The sequence below is a fragment of the Vibrio sp. JZG120 genome (assembly GCF_053890955.1).
Genome location: NZ_JBSRRK010000016.1, coordinates 45,539 through 64,913, shown reverse-complemented (window position 1 = coordinate 64,913; position 19,375 = coordinate 45,539). Strand labels below are relative to the sequence as shown.

20 protein-coding genes are annotated in these 19,375 nt (G+C 45.9%); 4 read left to right on the top strand and 16 right to left on the bottom strand.

What is annotated here, in order from left to right; translation table 11 throughout:
* Window positions 1–507 precede the first annotated feature (507 nt).
* The 14 genes from ACWPOD_RS21475 to ACWPOD_RS21410 all read right to left on the bottom strand — a co-directional run bounded on the left by ACWPOD_RS21475 (window position 508) and on the right by ACWPOD_RS21410 (window position 15,086).
* Complete coding sequence (locus ACWPOD_RS21475; protein ID WP_006743025.1) at window positions 508–1,662, bottom strand: flagellin; 1,155 nt, start codon at window positions 1,660–1,662, stop codon at window positions 508–510.
* 423 nt (window positions 1,663–2,085) lie between these two features.
* Window positions 2,086–3,279 carry a flagellar hook-associated protein FlgL gene (gene flgL, locus ACWPOD_RS21470; RefSeq protein ID WP_005393113.1) on the bottom strand — a complete coding sequence of 398 codons (1,194 nt, stop codon included), beginning with the start codon at window positions 3,277–3,279 and terminating at the stop codon, window positions 2,086–2,088.
* Between the two features lie 13 nt (window positions 3,280–3,292).
* Window positions 3,293–5,233, bottom strand: coding sequence for a flagellar hook-associated protein FlgK (gene flgK / locus ACWPOD_RS21465; protein WP_012842055.1), 1,941 nt, complete (start codon window positions 5,231–5,233; stop codon window positions 3,293–3,295).
* Between the two features lie 159 nt (window positions 5,234–5,392).
* Complete coding sequence (flgJ, locus tag ACWPOD_RS21460) at window positions 5,393–6,319, bottom strand: flagellar assembly peptidoglycan hydrolase FlgJ (protein WP_046874278.1); 927 nt, start codon at window positions 6,317–6,319, stop codon at window positions 5,393–5,395.
* 16 nt (window positions 6,320–6,335) lie between these two features.
* Complete coding sequence (locus tag ACWPOD_RS21455) at window positions 6,336–7,427, bottom strand: flagellar basal body P-ring protein FlgI (RefSeq protein ID WP_145532375.1); 1,092 nt, start codon at window positions 7,425–7,427, stop codon at window positions 6,336–6,338.
* Window positions 7,428–7,470: 43 nt separating this feature from the next.
* A complete protein-coding gene (gene flgH / locus ACWPOD_RS21450) occupies window positions 7,471–8,250 on the bottom strand; it encodes a flagellar basal body L-ring protein FlgH (RefSeq protein ID WP_006743029.1) in 780 nt (259 codons plus the stop codon).
* A gap of 30 nt (window positions 8,251–8,280) precedes the next feature.
* A complete protein-coding gene (gene flgG, locus ACWPOD_RS21445; protein ID WP_005382032.1) occupies window positions 8,281–9,069 on the bottom strand; it encodes a flagellar basal-body rod protein FlgG in 789 nt (262 codons plus the stop codon).
* Between the two features lie 18 nt (window positions 9,070–9,087).
* Window positions 9,088–9,837 (bottom strand): flagellar basal-body rod protein FlgF, encoded by a 750-nt coding sequence (gene flgF / locus ACWPOD_RS21440; protein WP_005382031.1) that lies wholly within the window; start codon window positions 9,835–9,837, stop codon window positions 9,088–9,090.
* A 289-nt stretch (window positions 9,838–10,126) separates the two neighbouring features.
* Complete coding sequence (gene flgE / locus ACWPOD_RS21435) at window positions 10,127–11,440, bottom strand: flagellar hook protein FlgE (RefSeq protein ID WP_005393123.1); 1,314 nt, start codon at window positions 11,438–11,440, stop codon at window positions 10,127–10,129.
* Window positions 11,441–11,470: 30 nt separating this feature from the next.
* Window positions 11,471–12,181 (bottom strand): flagellar hook assembly protein FlgD, encoded by a 711-nt coding sequence (gene flgD, locus ACWPOD_RS21430; RefSeq protein WP_005393125.1) that lies wholly within the window; start codon window positions 12,179–12,181, stop codon window positions 11,471–11,473.
* Window positions 12,182–12,198: 17 nt separating this feature from the next.
* A complete protein-coding gene (gene flgC / locus ACWPOD_RS21425; protein WP_005393132.1) occupies window positions 12,199–12,612 on the bottom strand; it encodes a flagellar basal body rod protein FlgC in 414 nt (137 codons plus the stop codon).
* Window positions 12,613–12,617: 5 nt separating this feature from the next.
* Window positions 12,618–13,013, bottom strand: coding sequence for a flagellar basal body rod protein FlgB (flgB, locus tag ACWPOD_RS21420; RefSeq protein WP_456232203.1), 396 nt, complete (start codon window positions 13,011–13,013; stop codon window positions 12,618–12,620).
* Window positions 13,014–13,320: 307 nt separating this feature from the next.
* The gene (locus ACWPOD_RS21415; RefSeq protein ID WP_005393137.1) at window positions 13,321–14,148 is read right to left on the bottom strand and encodes a protein-glutamate O-methyltransferase; all 828 of its coding nucleotides are present in this window, start codon (window positions 14,146–14,148) and stop codon (window positions 13,321–13,323) included.
* 11 nt (window positions 14,149–14,159) lie between these two features.
* Window positions 14,160–15,086, bottom strand: coding sequence for a chemotaxis protein CheV (locus ACWPOD_RS21410; protein ID WP_005382022.1), 927 nt, complete (start codon window positions 15,084–15,086; stop codon window positions 14,160–14,162).
* A gap of 76 nt (window positions 15,087–15,162) precedes the next feature.
* Between ACWPOD_RS21410 and flgA the strand changes: the two genes are divergently transcribed.
* The 3 genes from flgA to ACWPOD_RS21395 all read left to right on the top strand — a co-directional run bounded on the left by flgA (window position 15,163) and on the right by ACWPOD_RS21395 (window position 16,793).
* Window positions 15,163–15,909, top strand: coding sequence for a flagellar basal body P-ring formation chaperone FlgA (gene flgA, locus ACWPOD_RS21405; protein WP_005393139.1), 747 nt, complete (start codon window positions 15,163–15,165; stop codon window positions 15,907–15,909).
* Window positions 15,910–16,025: 116 nt separating this feature from the next.
* Complete coding sequence (gene flgM / locus ACWPOD_RS21400; RefSeq protein WP_005382018.1) at window positions 16,026–16,340, top strand: flagellar biosynthesis anti-sigma factor FlgM; 315 nt, start codon at window positions 16,026–16,028, stop codon at window positions 16,338–16,340.
* Between the two features lie 27 nt (window positions 16,341–16,367).
* A complete protein-coding gene (locus ACWPOD_RS21395) occupies window positions 16,368–16,793 on the top strand; it encodes a flagella synthesis protein FlgN (protein ID WP_046874280.1) in 426 nt (141 codons plus the stop codon).
* Window positions 16,794–16,907: 114 nt separating this feature from the next.
* Here ACWPOD_RS21395 and flgP read toward each other — a convergent pair whose 3' ends face one another.
* Complete coding sequence (gene flgP, locus ACWPOD_RS21390) at window positions 16,908–17,339, bottom strand: flagellar assembly lipoprotein FlgP (RefSeq protein WP_047009552.1); 432 nt, start codon at window positions 17,337–17,339, stop codon at window positions 16,908–16,910.
* A 9-nt stretch (window positions 17,340–17,348) separates the two neighbouring features.
* Complete coding sequence (locus tag ACWPOD_RS21385) at window positions 17,349–17,987, bottom strand: FlgO family outer membrane protein (protein ID WP_005382013.1); 639 nt, start codon at window positions 17,985–17,987, stop codon at window positions 17,349–17,351.
* A 169-nt stretch (window positions 17,988–18,156) separates the two neighbouring features.
* Between ACWPOD_RS21385 and ACWPOD_RS21380 the strand changes: the two genes are divergently transcribed.
* A complete protein-coding gene (locus tag ACWPOD_RS21380) occupies window positions 18,157–19,290 on the top strand; it encodes a flagellar assembly protein FlgT (protein WP_167426815.1) in 1,134 nt (377 codons plus the stop codon).
* Window positions 19,291–19,375 lie beyond the last annotated feature (85 nt).

The following is a 19,375-nucleotide window of genomic DNA, read 5'->3' as shown; positions in this document are numbered from 1 at the left end:
TGGTGATTTCTCCAATTGATTTTCCGGTATAGCGGTTTCCGACGTCTCGGAAAACCAAGTAGTTCTCTCAAAGTTACCCCTATTAACGACACCAAATTCAGAAGCTTTAGAAAAAAATTTAAAAAAATAACATTGCGAGATTTGGCTAAAAAAATTGAAGAAAAGTAAGAAAAAGTGCTCAAGTTTCCACAAATCGAGCCGAGTGGGCCAAATTGTATAGAAAACCAGCAAAAGGAAACAATTGAAGGTAAGTTCGCAGACGATAGACGTGGGAATTAGAAAAGAAAAAGCCCCTTTTCCTTTGAGAGAACTGGGGCTAGGTTGGTCGCCAGAGCCTATGTGGAGATCAAGAGAAATGAACACATTTCCGGCATACCGAGTGCAACTTTACATTGAAAATGATTGGCAGGTGAGAGATGAGAGAGCCGCTCATTCTATTATAAAGTTGCTTGCCAAAAGCCTGCATTCCCATCCACGTCTGAATGTATTGAGTACAGGCTAAGTAAACTACTGCAATAGTGACATTGCAGAGTTTGGCAACTGTTTCGCTTGAGCAAGAATCGATGTACCTGCTTGTTGCAAAATTTGTGCTTTGGTCATTTGCGTGGTTTCTTTCGCAAAGTCCGTGTCTTTAATTCGGCTGTTCGACGCGTCAACGTTTTCTTGGATGTTTGCCAAGTTGTTGATGCTGTGACTCAGACGGTTTTGCTTCGCACCCAGATCCGCACGTTGTGAATCCACGTATTTCAGTGCCGAATCCAGCACAGAGATAGCGTTTTGAGAACCTTGTACGGTTGTCATATCAATATCTTGTACTGATGTTCTAAGAGGTTCATCGCTCAAACCAAGCTCAGACGCCAATCCACCCGAAATTGAAATTTCACCCTGAACGTTTGGATGTGCAACAAAAACTTGTAACTTGCCATCTTCACTTACAGACGCGTTGATCATATCAGACTGACCATTAATGTACGTTGCAAGCTCTTCGATGTCGTCACCTGCTTTTGCATTAATGTTGATTTCTAGATCATCGACATTGCCGTCTTCGTCTTCACCCATACCTGGCAAAGTGATTTTTAGATCCGATTTAGCTGGGTCAACGCCCCAATCTTTATCTTTACCGTTTTCCGATAAGAAGGTCACACCGCCCATGCGAGTATCGTCCGCACGAATGCTGGTTAGCCCCATAATCATTGCTTCACCTGAGCTCGCACCAATCTGGAATGCCGCTTCACCGAATGAGCCGTTCAATAGACGACGGCCACCGAATGACGTGGTTTCTGCGATACGGTTTAGCTCGTCAATCAATGCCATTGACTCTTCGTTGATCGCCTGACGCTCAGCCGGAGAGTTAGTACCGTTCGATGATTGAATAGCAAGATCACGCATACGTTGCATGACAGATGTTGCCTCATTCATCGCACCTTCAGCGGTTTGTGCAATCGAGATACCATCGTTCGCGTTACGCATTGCGACATCTAGACCACGAGACTGTGCAGTTAAGCGGTTAGAGATCTGTAGACCTGCCGCATCATCTTTTGCACTGTTAATCTTATGTCCTGAAGATAAGCGCTCCATCGACGTATTTAATTCGTCAGTCGCTTTGTTTAGGTAACGCTGCGCGGTCATCGCGGAGACGTTAGTACTAACTGTTACAGCCATTTTGCTCTCCTTTTGAGTTCGCAAGCTTTTGCGAAGCGGCCAGCTTTACTCTCATTTGGATAAGCACTGACCGTAAAAATTACTTGCTAAATCTGCCTTAAACGCAGGGTTTAGAATCTCTAAATCTGTTCTGATATTTTCAATACAATTTGTGTGCCAACTTATAAAATTTATTTCACCGCTTTTAAAAGAAGCACATAAACAATAAGTTAGCGTTATCACTAAACCATTTCCGGATAATGAGGCTCATCTTGCTTCATAGATATTGACCGCTACTTTGTTGCCGCCCGACTTGCCTCTCGCGTCATTGCCGCTTTGGGTAAAATCGTGCCGCATAGCATGACTCTTAATTTACGTCGATTTATCGCACTTAAGGCTTTGCACATAAGGCATCAAAAATCAGACAGTGTGTCTTAAGTCAGACTAAATATAGTTAAACAGAGTTAGATCTTTGGTCTTACCGAATGCTTGTTGCGATGCCTGTAACGCTCGCGAGTTTTCACTGAACTCGATAACGGCTTTAGAGTAATCCAAATCCTCAAAGTTGCTCTTCGCTTTCGCCAGAGACAAATTAAAGTCTTCGTGGTTTTGCTCTTGGATATCGAGCGTGCTCAATCGAGCGCCAGCATCAGTACGCGCTTTATTCAAATGGATAAAAGCAGCGTGAAATTCTTCTGTCATTTGGTGCAATTTGGCGGTCGCCGACGTATCCGACACCGATTTATCTGACCACGCCATTGCATCCTTGAAGGTATCGAAAATGCTGAACTCTGCCCGCTTTTCGATCTCGATGCTATCGCCAGGCGTAATTTGACCTTTTACGTGCACTTTCAGGCCTTTGTACTCAATGCCTTTTTCTGGAGAAAACTCATCGGCATCCACGACTTTACCGTTACGCTCTAGTTGGTAACCAAATTTGCCGTTGTTCATATCGACAAATGTCACGCGATACGCCGCATCATCCTTCGTATCAACGTTAGTGGCTCTGTTTAATAGCAACTCAGAACCGTTTTGTAGATCGTAATTCGGCTGATAATCGCCAAATGGGTTTGGTATCTCCATAAACAGCTTGCTGCCAGGATCGTTCATTGGCATCTCAAGCATGCTGGAGACTTTCATTTTGCGCTGGTAATCGTCTCCAGCGTACTGAACACTACCGTCTTTATCGCGATAGAATGGTTGGCTTTTTGGCTTAGTGCCAGCAAACACGTAGTTACCAGATTCATCTTGCGAGTTCACTAAGTTAAGGAAGTTGTTCGCAATCTCTTCTAGCTCACGCTTCTTTGCTTGTCGGTCTTCCGCAGAAAACGCACCGTTAATCATCTCCATCGTTAAGCGCTTCGACTCGTCGGCAAAATTCTCTGCATTGGCGATATTAACTTCGTGGTTTTCTAGACGATTACGCACCAACACTATTGAGCTAAGGTATTGTTGTAGCTGCTCTTGTTGCTGACTAATATTTTGAATGTAATGCGACGCAAGGGGATCGTCGCTAGGTTTCAGTAACTTTTTCCCTGAAGCAAGTTGCTCTTGGTTATGGTGAACCTTATTCTCTTGACGACGCAAGTCATTTTGTACGGACTGATAGTTATGGAAACTAGAAATTCGGGTTAGCACTTATCTCTTCTCCTTACCTCAGTTGTAAAATGGTATTGAAGGTGTCATTCGCCGCTTGCATCACACGTGATGAAGCCATGTACGCTTGTTGAAACTTCATCATGTTGGCCGCTTCTTCATCGAGGTTAACGCCAGAGATAGAAGCAACGCGCTCTTGTGCCGCCTCATGCTCTAAGCGAGCGACGGAGGCTAATCGGTTTGCTGTAGAAGATTTCAATCCGACTTCGGTATTGAGGTTGTGATAAACATCAATCAAGGTACTGGATTTTCCATCCATCATCTTGTCTGTTTGGATCTTCTGCATTTTTCTCAAGTTGCCATTACCACCTTCCGAAGGCACCAAGTTCGCGGTGAACTTGTCATTCATCAGCGCACCTTCGCTCAGCTCAAATACAGTCGCATCGCCATTTTTATACAGCGGATGACTTTTCGGCACTGAGATTTCAATCATCGGGTTATCTTTGTCTAGCGGGTATGAGTATTTGTCCGATAGCAAATTGCCTTTGTTGTCCGTGATCTTTAACCATGGCTTATCATGTTTCTCGTCGGCTGGTTGTACGGTGACCTCAAATTCTTTGACATCCCCCGCCTCACGAATTTTGAACTTGGCGTTACCTTGAGCAAAAGTGGTTGAAGCTTCATAACTTTGCGCGGCAATGGCTTTTGCATCATTAGTTTCCATCTTAATGATGGCTGCGCCACTTCGTGTTGGGCGCAACAATACGCGCTCACCAGCGGCAAGACCTTCACCAATTTGCACTTTCATACCATCCAGAACAAACGAAGAATCCGATTGATCAATGTTCAACGACATTTGCTCACCTTTCGGTGTTGTCACGCTATACTGGTCGCCATCATAACGTAGCGAATATTCACCACCTTTGATCGCTGAGATATCATCAATGTAAACCGCAACATCAGCTTGAGAGTCAGGCGCAGCAAAAACTCGAGATTTTGCCACCAGCTCAGAGTTCACGTCGGTAAATACGTCTTTACCTATCTTGCCGTTGAGATCCAGACCTTGAGATTGCAGCTGATTAATTTTGTAGGAAAAGCCCGTCGCTAAACGGCCCATTTCATCCTGAAGTTGCGGAATGTGTTTGTCGCGCATTTCAAGCAAGGCACCGATTTTGCCATCCATGTCGTCAGACTTGATCGCTTTAATGCCATCCCCTTCCACCATTGCTAATCGTCTTTGGTGAACATCAGGATAGCCGTCAATCATTTTGAGCTGGCTTGCTTCCGTGCCAGAAACTAGCGTATGTCCATTGCCGATGTGAACATTAAACCCTTCCGCATTTTTGCGTGGGGTTACGGTTACTTTGGTGTACTCAGATAGCTCAGTAACCAGCTTTTCATGCTGGTCCATCAAATCATTGTGTGGACCGGGTGTGCGCATCATTAACCGATGCACATCGCGGATTTCCAACGCAAGTTGGTTCACGCGTTCAATGCCCATATCCAATTTTTTATTGGTCACATCAGATTGCAATCGTACGGTTTCATGGAAGTCATTTAATGTATCAGAGAAGATTTTCGCCTTTTCCAGTACCACTTTCCGTGCCCCCAAATCGTTCGGAGTATCTGCCATGGTTTTGACCGCATCGAACCACTCGTTCAAGTTCTCTGGAATTTTCTTCGATGCAACTGAGCTCAACATGCTAGAGAGCATATCAAGATTGTCTTGGGTATCCGTTTTGTTGGCATTGTTGGTTGACGACAAGTTCAGTTCATTCACGGCAAACTGATCCCACGAGCGGCGAACATTTTCCACATGCACACCCATGCCGTAGGTAGAGCCACCAAACATGCGCGGATCATTCGTACCTTGGATAACAGACTGGCGGCTATAACCCTCTGTATTAACATTAGAAATGTTATGACCAGTGGTGTTTAATTGTCTCTGAGCAGTAAGCACACTTTGAGTACCTACATTCAGAAGGTCTGACGCCATACATGCCCCCAAAAACGAAATAAAATCGGCAAAACCGATCACCTAGACACATCAAAGCAAAAGGTGTGCCAAATAAAAGAGAGGTGTGAATGTTCAGAAAAAGTAAAGGCTTGCACTGTGGCAAGCCTTCTAAAACAACATGAACTAGCGAAGAGTAAATTACATACTTTCGATTTTCTGCTTCACCTGCAGGACTTTGTCTGCGTAATTCGGATCGGTCGCGTAACCCGCGCTGTGAATGCCGCGAATGAAGGACTCTGAATTCCCTCGCTGTTGCAATGCTGTCTCGTAACGTGGGTTGTCATTTAAAAAGCGCACAAAATCATTAAAGCTGTCTTCGTAATTTGAGTAGGCGCGAAACGCTGCCGTCTCTTTCACTGGCGTATTATCGTGGAACTCTAGCGTTTGAGTCGTCACTTTGTCACCCTGCCAGCTTCGATCTGCTTTGATGTTAAATAAGTTGTTGCTGCTGCCACGCGCGTTCTTCACGACCTTTTGTCCCCACCCGGTTTCCAAAGCCGCTTGCGCAAGTAGCAGAGATGGCTCGACACCTAGGGCTTTCGCGGCTTTCTCCGCGTATGGCTTCATCGAGTTAACAAAAGATTCTGGCGAATCGAATCGAGTTGGTTCATTGCTTGGTCGAGATAGCTGACCAGATTCAATCAAGCGCTGTTCAATCTCACGCGCTTTTTTCGGGTCAACACGACGATATTCCACGGCATTATTTGCCGCATCACGCATTGCCGTTTCACTCTTGTCGTTACCTTGCCCAGCCGTTAATTGCTTAACAATCATATCGGCCAAGCCCATTGAACCAGACGAACTGAGCTCGCTCGCCATCTGCTCATCCAGCATTTGTCGATAGAACTTCTCGTTCTGGCTGTTCATCATGTTGGACTCAAAGCCCTCATTGGCTTCTCGCATGGATTTCAACATCATGGAGGTGAAAATAGATTCGAACTGACGAGCCGCTGCACGCAGTGCTTCTTGCTCGCCATCTTTACCTTCCTTCACTGCTTTTTGACGCAGGGTATCCAGCGAACTGATGTCATGAATAAAACCAATGTCGTTAGGATTGTTCATTATACCTACCTCCTAACCATTAAATGATGATCAACTGGCCTTCAATGGCACCAGCTTGTTTCAATGCTTGCAAGATAGCCATCAAATCCGACGGCGCTGCGCCGACTTGATTCACTGCACGGACCAAATCATCCAACGTTAAGCCTGGTTCGAACTTAAACATCTTGCCCTGCTCTTCGCTAACTTCGATATCCGAGTCTGGCACGACAACGGTTTGCCCACCAGAAAAGCCGTTAGGTTGGCTAACATTCAGATTTTCTTTGATTGCGACCGTCATTCCGCCATGAGTTACCGCAGCAGGTTTAAGGCGAACATGTTTACCAACTACGATGGTACCCGTACGAGAGTTAACGATGATTTTGGCTGCGCCATCTGCAGGGTCGAACTCTAGGTTTTCAATTGCCGATAAGAACGCCACACGCTGGCTGACATCACGAGGGGCACGTACACGCACCGACGTCGCGTCTACTGCACTCGCCATTTGTGGGCCAAGGAAGTTGTTTACCGCATCCGCCATACGTTGAGCCGTTGTGAAATCTGACTCAAGCAAGTTGAACGTGATGTAATCACCACGACCAAATGGGTTTGGAATTTCGCGCTCTACTGTCGCACCACTAGAGATAAGACCAACGGTTGGATTGTTACCTACGATTTTAGAACCGTCAGCGCCTTCAGCACTGAAGCCGCTCACCACTAAGTTACCTTGAGCAACCGCGTAAACTTGACCGTCGAGACCTTTGAGGAACGTTTGTAGTAGCGTACCACCACGCAAACTTTTGGCACTACCGATAGAAGAGACTGTCACGTCTACTTGCTGACCTGGTTTAGAGAATGGCGGCAACTCTGCCGTTACCATGACTGCGGCAACGTTTTTTATTTTCGGCTTTGTGCCCGGCGGCATCTGAATGCCGAAGTTTTGCAGCATGGCGGCGAAACTTTGCTCCGTAAACGGGTTCGCTTCGCCTGTGCCAGGTAAGCCTGAAACCAAACCATAACCCACGAGTTGGTTGCTTCGTACACCTGCCACTTGCGCGACGTCTTTGATACGTGCAGCTTGGGCAGCGGTAGCAAACAGAGCAACGCTCATCAGTATTAAAAGGAGTTTTTTCATGCTTACTTATCTCTTGCAGTCAAATTGCCGTCAGCACGGCGTGTTATAGCGCTACATTAAAGAATCGTGCCAAGAAGCCCGGCTCTTGCATATCTTGTTGTACACCGGTGCCAGAGTACTGAATTCTTGCGTTAGAAACGCGGTTTGATGCAATAGTATTATCGAAACTAATGTCATCCGGACGAATAGTGCCGCTTAAACGTATGTACTCATCACCCGTATTAAGCGTCATCCATTTTTCTCCACGGATAACGAGGTTGCCATTTGCTAAAACTTCAATCACCTCAACAGTAATGTAACCACTGATGCTGTTACTCTGCTTAGCAGAAGAGTCACCCGCAAATGAGTTTGAGTTATTTAAGTCATAAGAGAAATTGTATTTGCCACCAATTTGCAGCTCTTCGCCACCCACTTGAAGCGGGTCCATTTGCGCTTCATTGGTTTTCGATAAATCGGCATTGGCGCTTTTCGTGGCGCTGGTAGTCTCATCCAATGTCACGGTAATAATGTCGCCAATACCACGTGGCTTGGAATCGTCGTAAAGATCGGTAATGTGCTCGGCGCTAAACAGTGAACCTGTTGCAGCAGCATAATGCTCAGGTTTCTTTTTCGGATGAATAGGAGCCCATGCAGGATCACCCGCAACCGGATCGCTTCTGCCACGCAGTGTATCCACGATACCGCTGCTCTCTTCTTTCGATTTATCGCCTTCTACCGCGTCAACCACCGTCGTTGCTTGTGTCACTTCATCCGTTTCAATCGGCTCTAACATGGCACAACCCGACATCGTGGCAATCAAAGCAAGTAGACAAATACGTTTCATCGTGAGCTCCTCAATTCTTGCTCTTAACCGTTATAACTGCTGGTTAACGAAGCTCATCATCTTATCGACTGACGAGATCACTTTTGAGTTCATTTCGTAAACGCGCTGGGCTTCGATCATGTTGACCAACTCTTCCGTTACATTCACGTTAGACGCTTCCAGCATGGATTGACGGATTTCACCCAAACCGTCCAAACCAGGAACACCTTCTTGTGGATCGCCACTGGCACCCGTTGGTAAGTAAAGGTTCTGGCCAATTGGCTCTAGGCCACCTGGGTTAACAAAGTCTGTAATGGTCAGCTGGCCAACGACTTGGTTATCTTGCTGACCACGGACGCGAACCGATACTTCACCATCCGTACCGACAGTGATAGAAATCGCATCTTCTGGAATCACAATTTCAGGTTCTACAGGGTAGCCAGAACCCGACGTGACTAACGTGCCTTCACCATTTAGCGTGAACTGACCGTTACGGGTGTAACCGATGTTGCCATCCGGCAACGTCACTTGGAAGAAGCCGTCGCCTTCAACCATCATGTCCAGTGCGTTGGTCGTTGTCTGCGCATTACCATGCGTGTGCACTTTTTGCGTCGCAACCACTTTAGAACCCGCACCTAGCATCAAGCCACTCGGAAGCTCAGTGTTCTGAGATGATTGGCCGCCAGGCTGGTTGATGTTCTGATAGAACAAATCTTCGAATACCGCACGGCTCTTTTTGTAGCCCACAGTAGAGGCGTTCGCCAAGTTGTTCGAAATCGTGGCAATGTTGGTTTGCTGGGCGTCTAGACCTGTTTTACTTACCCATAGTGCTGGATGCATAGTGAACCTCTAACTCTGTTAACTCATACGAAGCAGTGAATCTGAAGATTTATCCATTTCTTCAGCTGTGCTCATCATCTTGACTTGCATTTCAAACTGACGTTGTAAGTCAATCAATGCGGTCATTTCACCTACGGCATTCACGTTACTGCCTTCTATCGCTCCCGTCTGGAGACTAACAGTCGCGTCTGCTTCGTAAGGTTGGTTTGGAGTTTTATGGCGAAATAAGCCATTGGTGTCTTTAAACAAGCTTTGATCATTAGGCTTAACAAGCTTGATGCGATCAACCGCTTGGAATTCTTCTGCCGGGGCACCTTGAGGAAGCACAGAGATGGTGCCATCTCGACCGATTTCAATTTTGGAGAGAGGAATAGGCAAAGTAATCGGCGCATCATTTTCACCTAGCACTAAATGGCCACTTGCGTTAGTAAGCATGCCATTTTGATCGACTTTTAGGTTACCGTTACGGGTCAACCCTTCTTTACCCGTGTGATCGAGTACTGAAATCCAGCCGCTGCCTTCAATCGTCACATCCAGATCACGCCCTGTTGTAATCACGCTACCTTGAGCAAAGTTATGCCCTGGACGCTCTGTCATGCTGAACACACGTGAAGGATGGCCTTCACCATAAGCCTGCATTGAGCGAGCCTGTGCTAAATCCGCACGAAACCCTGTCGTGCTTACGTTAGCCAAGTTATTAGCACGCAATTGTAGTGCCTGCATATTTTGCTTGGCCCCACTCATTGCGAGAAACAGTGCGCGATCCATAAATTACTCCAAAAACTTCTCTGTACACGGAGTAAAAGCAAGAGTTATGCCAATATAAAATTAGCTTATTTATCAAATATTTAAATAAGAAACAAAAGATTAAGAGGGGCTTCAGTGGCAGAAAACTGCAACAAGGGGCAAGGTTTTGATCCACATGGCGGCAACGGCGGCAAATCAGAGATCAAAGCATGCTTAACCTGAACTGAGGTATTTTCAGGCTAAGCATCAGATGAATGTCATGATGTTATCAAGCCAAGCGGCGAAAGCTCGCCTAACTTGATGATGCAGATTATCGGATCTGCAGGATATTTTGTTGTAGCTGGTTGTGCACTTCTAGCGAACGTGAGTTTGCTTGGAAGTTACGCTGAGCAGAAATCAGGTCCACCAGCTCCTGCGTCATATCAATGTTTGACTGTTCCAGCATACCGTTGTTGATGGTGCCGAAAGAGCCTTTGTTAGATTCACCCCAAATCTTGTCACCAGAGAACTGAGTTGAATCCCATTGCGTACCGCCCTTCTTATCCAGACCTTGCTCGTTTGGAACACGTACTAGCGCGACACGACCCAATGTGACGTTTTCACCGTTTGAGTAAGTCCCCATTACGCTGCCGTTTTCATCGAAGTCAACCTTGGTTAGGAAGCCCGTTGTTGCACCGTCTTCATCGAACTTGGTCAGTTCGAACGGAGCAGCAAACTGTGTTGCCGAGCCTAAACCGAAGTTAAGCGTCTGCGCAGGATCGGCACCATTCATATCGACTGGTGTCGTGTTCGTCGCCGGATCGCCTAATGCCACAGACGTAATTGGCTGACCATTGTTCAAGCTCGCCAACGTACCATCGTTGTTGAACTTCATGGTATGACCCACATGGCCTGTTGGCGTTTGTGCATCACCTGCCGCAACATTTAAAGGCTTTTCACCTTCTTTATCTGTCACGGTGTAGTAAGTGTTCCACGTGTTTGGCTGAGTCTGATCTTTCAAGTAGTACGTCGTTAGCTTATAAGACTGACCCATCGAGTCATAAATAGTCGAAGAGGTTGAACGGTTGTATGTATCTGGGTCTGAAAAATCAAACTGAGTTGGATCTTTCAAATCGCCGTTTGCTGGCAAGTTCACGCCCACTTCAATGTTTGCTGTTTGCTTTGGCTTACCAAATTCAGCAGGAATATTGATAGGTTGTGGCTCGTATGAAGAAACCTCACCAGAGCTTGGATCAACTTGGTAACCTAATAAGAACTCATCGTTCGCGGTCACCATGTAGTTTTCTTTATTTAAATGGAATGCACCATTACGTGTCAGTTCATTCTGTTGTGGAGTCAGACGCTCCTTCGCCACGGCGAAGAAACCTGTACCCGAAACACGCAAATCCATTGGGTTGTTGGTGTAAATGCTTGAGCCTTCATGGAACTGCTGCGCCACTTGGCTTGCTTGCGCACCACCACCCGGCGTGGTTTTTGCGTTAGTAAATAAAGAGTTAGAGTAAACATCAGCAAACTCAGCACGGGACTCTTTAAAGCCGTACGTGTTGGCGTTCGCAATGTTGTTACTGGTGGTGTTCAAATCCAGTTGTGCGGCGGACAAACCGCTTAAAGATACATATGACATTCCAAAATCTCCTAATCTAGCGAGCTATGACTACGCTTTGCCAACTTCCAATACTTCTGCAAGTCGAACTGGCGATTCAAAACCAGCCAGATTGAGTAATACGTTTCCGTCACCTTTGCCGAGCAATACGCTATTTACGTTGGCATATGTCGATACTGGGAACTCTTGCGACTCCCCTTCAACCAAGCCAGACGCTTTCACTTTGTATTTGCCAGCAGGCAGTGGATTTCCGCTTTCATCTTTACCGTCCCAAAGCACACGCGTGTCGCCGGCTGGTTTCGCCCCTACCTCAAAAGTACGAACCAGTTGGCCAGCTTCATCCTCTACACGAACAAACAGATTATCGATAGATTGTGAAAGCTTAACCATTGCCGCCATTGGCGCGTCGTCCTGCTTCACACCTGCCGCTCCTGGGACCAATACGTCACGTCCTACCAAAGAGGAAGCTTGTAACGCTTGGTTTGATGTCATTGACGAGTTCAAACTCTCAAACTGAGTGTTCATCTTGCCAATGCCATCAACGGTCGCAAATGAAGCCATTTGCGCAATCATCTGGTCATTACTTACCGGCTTAAAAGGGTCCTGTTGAGACAATTGCTTCGTGAGCAATGATAAGAAGTCTTCCTGTTTTAGGTCCTGCTTACCCGTGCTCTCTTCCGTCTTCTTGTTGCTCTCTTGTAGACTTTTAAGCTGGTCGATATAGGACAAGCCGCTTTGACCAACGTTGTTAATTCCGGCCATACGCTACCTCCTTATCCTTATTGACCCATCTGCAGCGTACGCAGCAGCATTTGTTTACTAGAATCCGCTACTTGCACATTGGTTTGGTATGCGCGAGAAGCTGAAATCATGTTCGCCATTTCTTCCATTACATTCACGTTCGGCTTGTAGATGTAGCCTTCTTCGTTTGCAAGGGGATGGTCTGGGTTGTACTCCGCACTCAGCGGTTTATCGCTTTCTACAATGCCCATCACTTTCACTGGCACCGTATCACCGCCACGCATGGCGTTACTTAACTCAGCTCCAAACACAGCATGGCGCGCTTTATAAGTGTCTTTTGCAGAGCTGCTGACACTGTCGGCGTTCGCCAAGTTGCTTGAGGTAGTGTTCAGACGAACGGATTCAGCGCTCATTGCGGAACCTGTCACATTGAAAACGTTAAATAAGCTCATCTAAATTATTCCCCTTTGATTGCTTTGGTTAAGTTCTTGAATTTGCTGCCTAGAAAGTCGAGTGATGCTTGGTGTCTGATTTGGTTTTGCATAAACAAGTTACGCTCTAAATCCAAGTCTACCGTGTTGCCATCACCCGTATCAGGTTGCGTAGGAAGACGATATAGCTTGTCCCCGACCAACGTTGTAGTGGCAGGAATATGCCGACCATCCGTACGACTAAGACCAATGCTTGCCCCAGATGTTGCCGCTTGCAATTCCTTCACAAAGTCTAAACCTCTTGCTTTGTAACCAGGCGTGTTGGCTTGTGCAATGTTGGTGGAAATCACCTCAGCATTGCGCTCACGTACGCCCACCGTGTGCTGGTGGATGCCTAGTGCATTGTCAAAAGATATAGCCATGTTTGCCTCTACAATTAAGAACTGACCGTGATTGATAACCAAAAAGCAATTAGCATGCCAAAAACATAAAGCGCTCTATCTACTTAATAGCTATCACCCATTGGAATAGCAATAAGTGAGCCAAAGTGACTGGAATGTCATGTCGTTTCACTTTGTTCACTTAATAAAGATACACCGTGATGAGGGAACAAAGCAAAATCGCGCTTCAATTTAGCAAGTGAAAACGTGGAAACACTCGAAGGCAGGAAACCAGCAAACAAAAAAAGCCTGACACTAGGTCAGGCTTTTTATCAATGAAGAGATACCGCTATTTAAGCTTGTAAATGATACCCGGGTTACAGCGCACCATTTCAAATTTATCAGTCAGACCAGTTAGCGACTCTGATGCCCCTAACAGCAGATAACCACCTGGGTTTAAGCTGCTCGCCATTTGGTTAAGCACTTTTGATTTCATTTCCGGTGAGAAGTAAATCAGCACGTTGCGACAAAAAATAATGTCGAACTTACCCATCAGTGCATAACTGTCCATCAAGTTTTGTGGACGAAAGTTCACCAAACGTTTGACGTTGTCTTTGACTTTCATACGGCCACCGTCCGCATCCTCAAAGAAGGTGCGGCGACGTTCTGGTGAAAGTCCGCGCCCTAGAGCCAAATTGTCATACACACCTGCACGACACATCTCGAGCATACTTGCTGAAATGTCTGTTGCTGTAATAGACACGTTTGGTAACAAACCCGGCTTACGCTGTTGCGTTTCCAGAATCGTCATTGCAATAGAATACGGCTCTTGGCCCGATGAACTGGCTGCAGACCAGATCTTGATTGGGCGCTTGCTTGCCGCTACTTCTGGCAATAATTTGTCAGCTAAAACTGTGAACGGATAAGTATCTCGAAACCACAAGGTTTCATTAGTCGTCATCGCGTCCACAGCGGCCACTCGTAATTCACGATTGCGCCCTGTAACAACATCACGTAGCAAATCTGATAACGATGCGAGCTTAAACTTCGTCACTAAAGGACTCAGTCGGCTACGCACAAGGTATTGCTTGCTATCACCTAACACGATGCCACATTGCGATTCTAGAAAACGGCTAAAGTCACGATACTCTTGATCACTGATTGTAATAGCAGTCATTAATGTCTCTTTTATTGTGTTAATGCAGATTTAACCGCGTTACCCAATTCATCTGGGTTAAATTTCGCAATGAAGGTATTGGCACCTACACGCTCAACCATAGCCTGGTTGAATACACCACTTAATGAAGAATGGAGGATAACATAAAGGTCTTTCAAATCGGCATGTCTGCGAATTTCAGCCGTTAAGGTATAGCCGTCCATTTCTGGCATTTCAATATCGGAAATAACCAACGAAATTTGATCGTAGATATTGCCTTCTTGAGCCATTTCAATCAACTTATTGTACGCTTCTTTGCCATCTTTGACAGATACGACCTCGAAACCGATTGATGTAATCGCACGCTCTACCTGTTTACGCGCGACAGTCGAGTCATCGGCAATCAATATACGGCGTACAATAGGCTTTTCTTGTTCTGCTTGCGCGATTTCTTCACCGATAGCGGAATCCATCGTTTCATCAACCGGCGCAATCTCCGCCAGGATTTTTTCAACGTCAAGGATTTCAACCAGCTCGTTGTCGATGTTCGTCACTGCGGTCAAGTAGTGCGCTTTACCCGCACCGTCTGGCGGCGGCAAAATCGCTTCCCAATGCATATTGATAATACGCTCAACCGATGATACCAAAAATGCTTGGATCGTACGGTTAAATTCTGCGATAACAACAAAACATTTATCCAGATCAGTGGTTGGGCGGCCACCAATTGCCAGGCTCAAATCAATAACGGACACGGTATGGCCGCGGATATGAGCGATACCTTTTACCAGCGGGTGTAGATTTGGCATTGAAGTCAGCTTAGGGCACTGCAGTACTTCTTTCACTTTGAATACGTTAATGCCGTAGCGCTGTCGGCCCATCAGTCGAAAGGTCAATAATTCCAATCGGTTCTGACCGACGAGTTGCGTACGCTGATTCACCGAGTCAAGAATCCCCGTCATATGCTCATCTCCATCTCAAACTTTTTGTTTTTAAATGATACTCTACCACTGGCAAGCACGATACCAGGGAGACAGTATGGCGTATTTCACTTTCACTTCGACACCATTGACTATGACAATATGTAGAGCGCTAATTACAAAGTACGCTAAGTCTATCGGCATTTTGCTCAGTATGTTTAGCTTTTTTGTTCATTCAGCTTCAGATAATCAGATCGAGCAAATAAAAACGGCAGCAGAACAACATATTCTTGCTACAGTTGATCAGCCTGATGGTGGCGAGCTATCTGTTAATGCGGCAGATATCGACTCGAGAATAAAAGCAACGGATTGCCCAGTGCCCCTAGATACGTCAGCTTCTTCCACCAGCAGTACTCGAAGCAACATCAATGTTCTAGTGGAATGCCCACCGGATGACTGGAAAGTCTATGTCCCTGTGAGGATCTCAGTATCGGTGCCAATGATCGTCGCAACACGAACGCTAGGGAGAGGAGAAATCGTCAGCGCATCGGATGTCACCACTTCTATGATCGAGCTGCAGCGCTTTCGCAAAGATGGCTTTTCTAACTACGATCAAGTGGTTGGCGCAAAGCTAAAACGCAACGTTCGCTTAGGTGATGTTGTTGAGCGTAATGATGTCTGTGTCGTTTGCCGGAATGAAAAGGTCACAATTAAAGCGGTGAATTCTGGCATGACAATCACCACACAAGGCACAGCATTGCAAGATGGTGCTGCTGGCGATCAAGTAAGAGTGAAAAATGATAAGTCACAGCGTATAATAGAAGGCATAGTGACTGGCATTGCGGAAATCACTGTTAATTTTTAATACCCACTGGTAGCGTGTTTAAACTGATCAATAAAAATGCAAAAAATGACTAAAGTTATTTTTGCACTGGTCGATAGTCTGGATACCAGTATTACGATACAAGGCAAAGGTTAAACATGGCAGGTATAGATAATATACGTTCAGGGCAAATGATGACGACGACAAGTCGTGCACCTGCGCGTAACGATTCCAATGCTACCAGCACGACTGAATCGAAAAAAGCACCCGCACAACAAGACGCTGTATCACTCAGCCAGCAAAGCAAAGCCGTTAGCAAACTCCAAAAAGATATGGCAGCTTCTCCGGCCTATGACAGCGCCAAAGTGGCGGCAATCAAAGAAGCAATCACAAACGGTTCATACAAAGTCGATCCTGAAAAATTGGCCGACAACATGATTAAGTTTGAAAACGAATTGCAAGGCAAAAGCTAACTGACTTAGGCCGAAGGTAAGTATTTTATGGCAGCATTAGTCGATCTCGTCAATTTCCAACTAGAAAATGCTAAGGCACTTTCTGCTGTTTTGCGTCAAGAAACACAAGCGATAACTGCGCGTGTCTCTACCGAGATTGAGAGTATTGCCAAACAGAAGATGACACTCATTGATCAGCTTAGAACAACTGATCAGCGAATCGCCTCTCACCCGCACGTCAATCAACTTACTGAAGATGAGCACCTAAGTCAGGTTGTTGCTCAAATCCAATCGATCGTCCTCGACTGTCAACAAGTCAACAAAGTAAATGGTGAATCGCTTAGTCGCGCACAGCTGAGTTTCAATAAACTCAATAACATGCTTCAGCGAACTCATGGCAAAGTGGGCATGACCTACAATGCTGGTGGCAAAACCCACACAATTTCGACACTTGGCACCAATATAAAAGCCTAAACGTCACTCCTACCCCACACCATCTCTAGAATGTAGATATAAAAAAGCGACTCATTGTTGCCAATCAGCCGCTGGAAAGATTATCTGGTCTTCTGAAGTAATGCGCTTAGTGCATTAGAACAAGGTTTGTTGACGCTTCTCAGGCACCTGTTGAACTTCTCCGTAATCACGTAGCTTATCCATTTTACGAATATCAAGACGCAGCTCTGTCACGTAACTGTCCTCAACAAGATAACTACGCACAACTTCTGCACCGCGAATCACACCATCAACCGCACCTGTAGTGCTCTCAATACCTAAACGCTGGTCTTGCAGTTCTGCACGTCCACTAACGCGCATGCCATACACTTGTTCTGCCAGTTCACGGTATGCATCAATTTTTGATGCGCGCATTGCTCGTACGCGCTTTTCTTCTACTGTGCGGCCTGTTTGCTCACTGACACTCGCATAACCCACTGCCACTAAGATTTCATCTTGACGCATCTGTTGTAGTGGCTGACACCCCACCAATACCAGTGTGGCAATAATAAATAATAACTTCTTCATGCTTCTATCCTATGGACGCAGAATCACAGTGTACGGCTGACGAATGGTTGGGTCTGAGCGAATCAACACGCCATCTTGCGTACGGATACTGTTTAACGTATCTAAGTCACGACCAATACGGTCAGCCGGAAGGAAACCCTGCGCCGTTGCTACAACCACACGGCTCTGCATACCGACCACACGTGCATTGACCAGCACCCCGCCCTCTTGGCGAAGCATCGTGCCGGTCAGTACATACTGAATTTGTTGCTCTTGCGCCAGATCTTGCCAATCACGGCTTAAAGCAAAATCGCCCTGCTGCGTCACTTGGATAGAGCCCGTAGTTTTGAAATCAACCACTTTAAACCCTCGGCGCTGGAACTGATGGATAAAACCTTCCGAGACCGAGTTACCTAACCAGTTTGTTGCATCCATATTTTGTAGATCAACAAACGAGGTAATCGCAATCGGTGTCCGCGCAGATACCGCCACATTAGAAACCATCAGGTCTTCGGTCATGCTTTCAATGAAAAAGTCCATCGTATGACGTGGACTATCCATAAGCATGAACTGGCTTCCCGAGTACGGTTCTTTACCATTGTAAATCGGTGAGTACGCGCACGATGTCAGAAGCGTCATCATCGATGCGGCGACAAGCCACTTTTTCATGGTTTGATTCTCCAGATAATCTTAGGTGATACCGTTCTTGATTAATTCCTTTCTAAGAAAGTGAATATTGGAACAGTCTTTGCTTTTCTTTGTTTGCCTAACGAAGAAAAATCCACCAAACTTCACTGAAATTGTTAAAGCAATATTTATACCCGAACGGTTGTAATCAATGAAAAAAATATTAAACAGTCTGTTTTCAATCACTTTAGTGATGCTTGTGCCTTTTAAAGTAATGGCATCTTGGTATGAAGTAACAGGCGTTGCCACTATCGTTTCTTCAGAAGAGACGGCAAGGCTCCATGCGTTGGAAGACGCGCTGTTCAAAGCCGTCAATTTTTCGGGCGCAGATATTGGCAGTATTAGCAATTTGATGCCGCTATTAGAAGAAAGCCGTAACGAGTACCAGTTTACCAACCATGAAGTCCGTTACATTTTGGTCGAGTCTGAACGTAAACGTAGAGGTAAAGTCGAGGTAAAAATTCGCGTCGATATTTATCCATCGGCAACGGGTTGCCACACCGATCAATACAAAAAGACGCTCCTTGTCGGCAATATTGAGGTTGCCTCACCACAACAAGCGGTGATGGGACAGATTTACCAAGTGGGTGACGATTTTAGCCGCGTGGTGAATCGCCAGCTGGATCAAACCTCTCGCAGCTTTGTATCTGTGGGTACAACGGACTATTCAATTAGCAGTAACTATCCCGCTCGTACTCAAATGATCGCGCAAGACAACGGCGCACAATACATCATTGGGGGAGTCATTACCGATCTCACTGCGACGGTCGAATCTCAACTACTGCAAGATGACATCATCAATCGTCAGTTTGCGTTAGAGATGAAAGTATTTGATGGTAAAACTGGCCATGAAGTCTTCAACAAAGCCTACCGTGAAGTGGCGCGTTGGCCCTTTGCCAAAACGAGCCAAGTAGATACTCGCAGTGCGCGCTTTTGGGCGTCGACCTATGGCGAGATGATGCTACGCGTTAGTCGCAATATAATGCTGGATCTAGAGTCAGAGCTGTCTTGCAAAATTACGCTGCCAGAGGTCGTCGCAGTCTTCGGCAATACGGTAACGATGGATCTCGGCCGTATGCATGGCGTAAAAGAGGGAGACAAATTGCAACTTTGGCACACCGCATCATTTATCGACCAAAACGGATTACCAAGAAATAAAGTATCGCAAAGTGAAATTACATTGACGGTATCTCGTATATACGAACACGAAGCCGAGCTGACGATTGATCAGCCAAATTTAGCGTCTAGTGTTCAAATTGGCGACGTAATGAACAAGATCCTATAAAAGCAAACATTAAGTCTTGAGATATGCTCACTTTTGAATATCATAGGCAGCGCATCTTATTTGATTATACCAATGACCGTAGTGA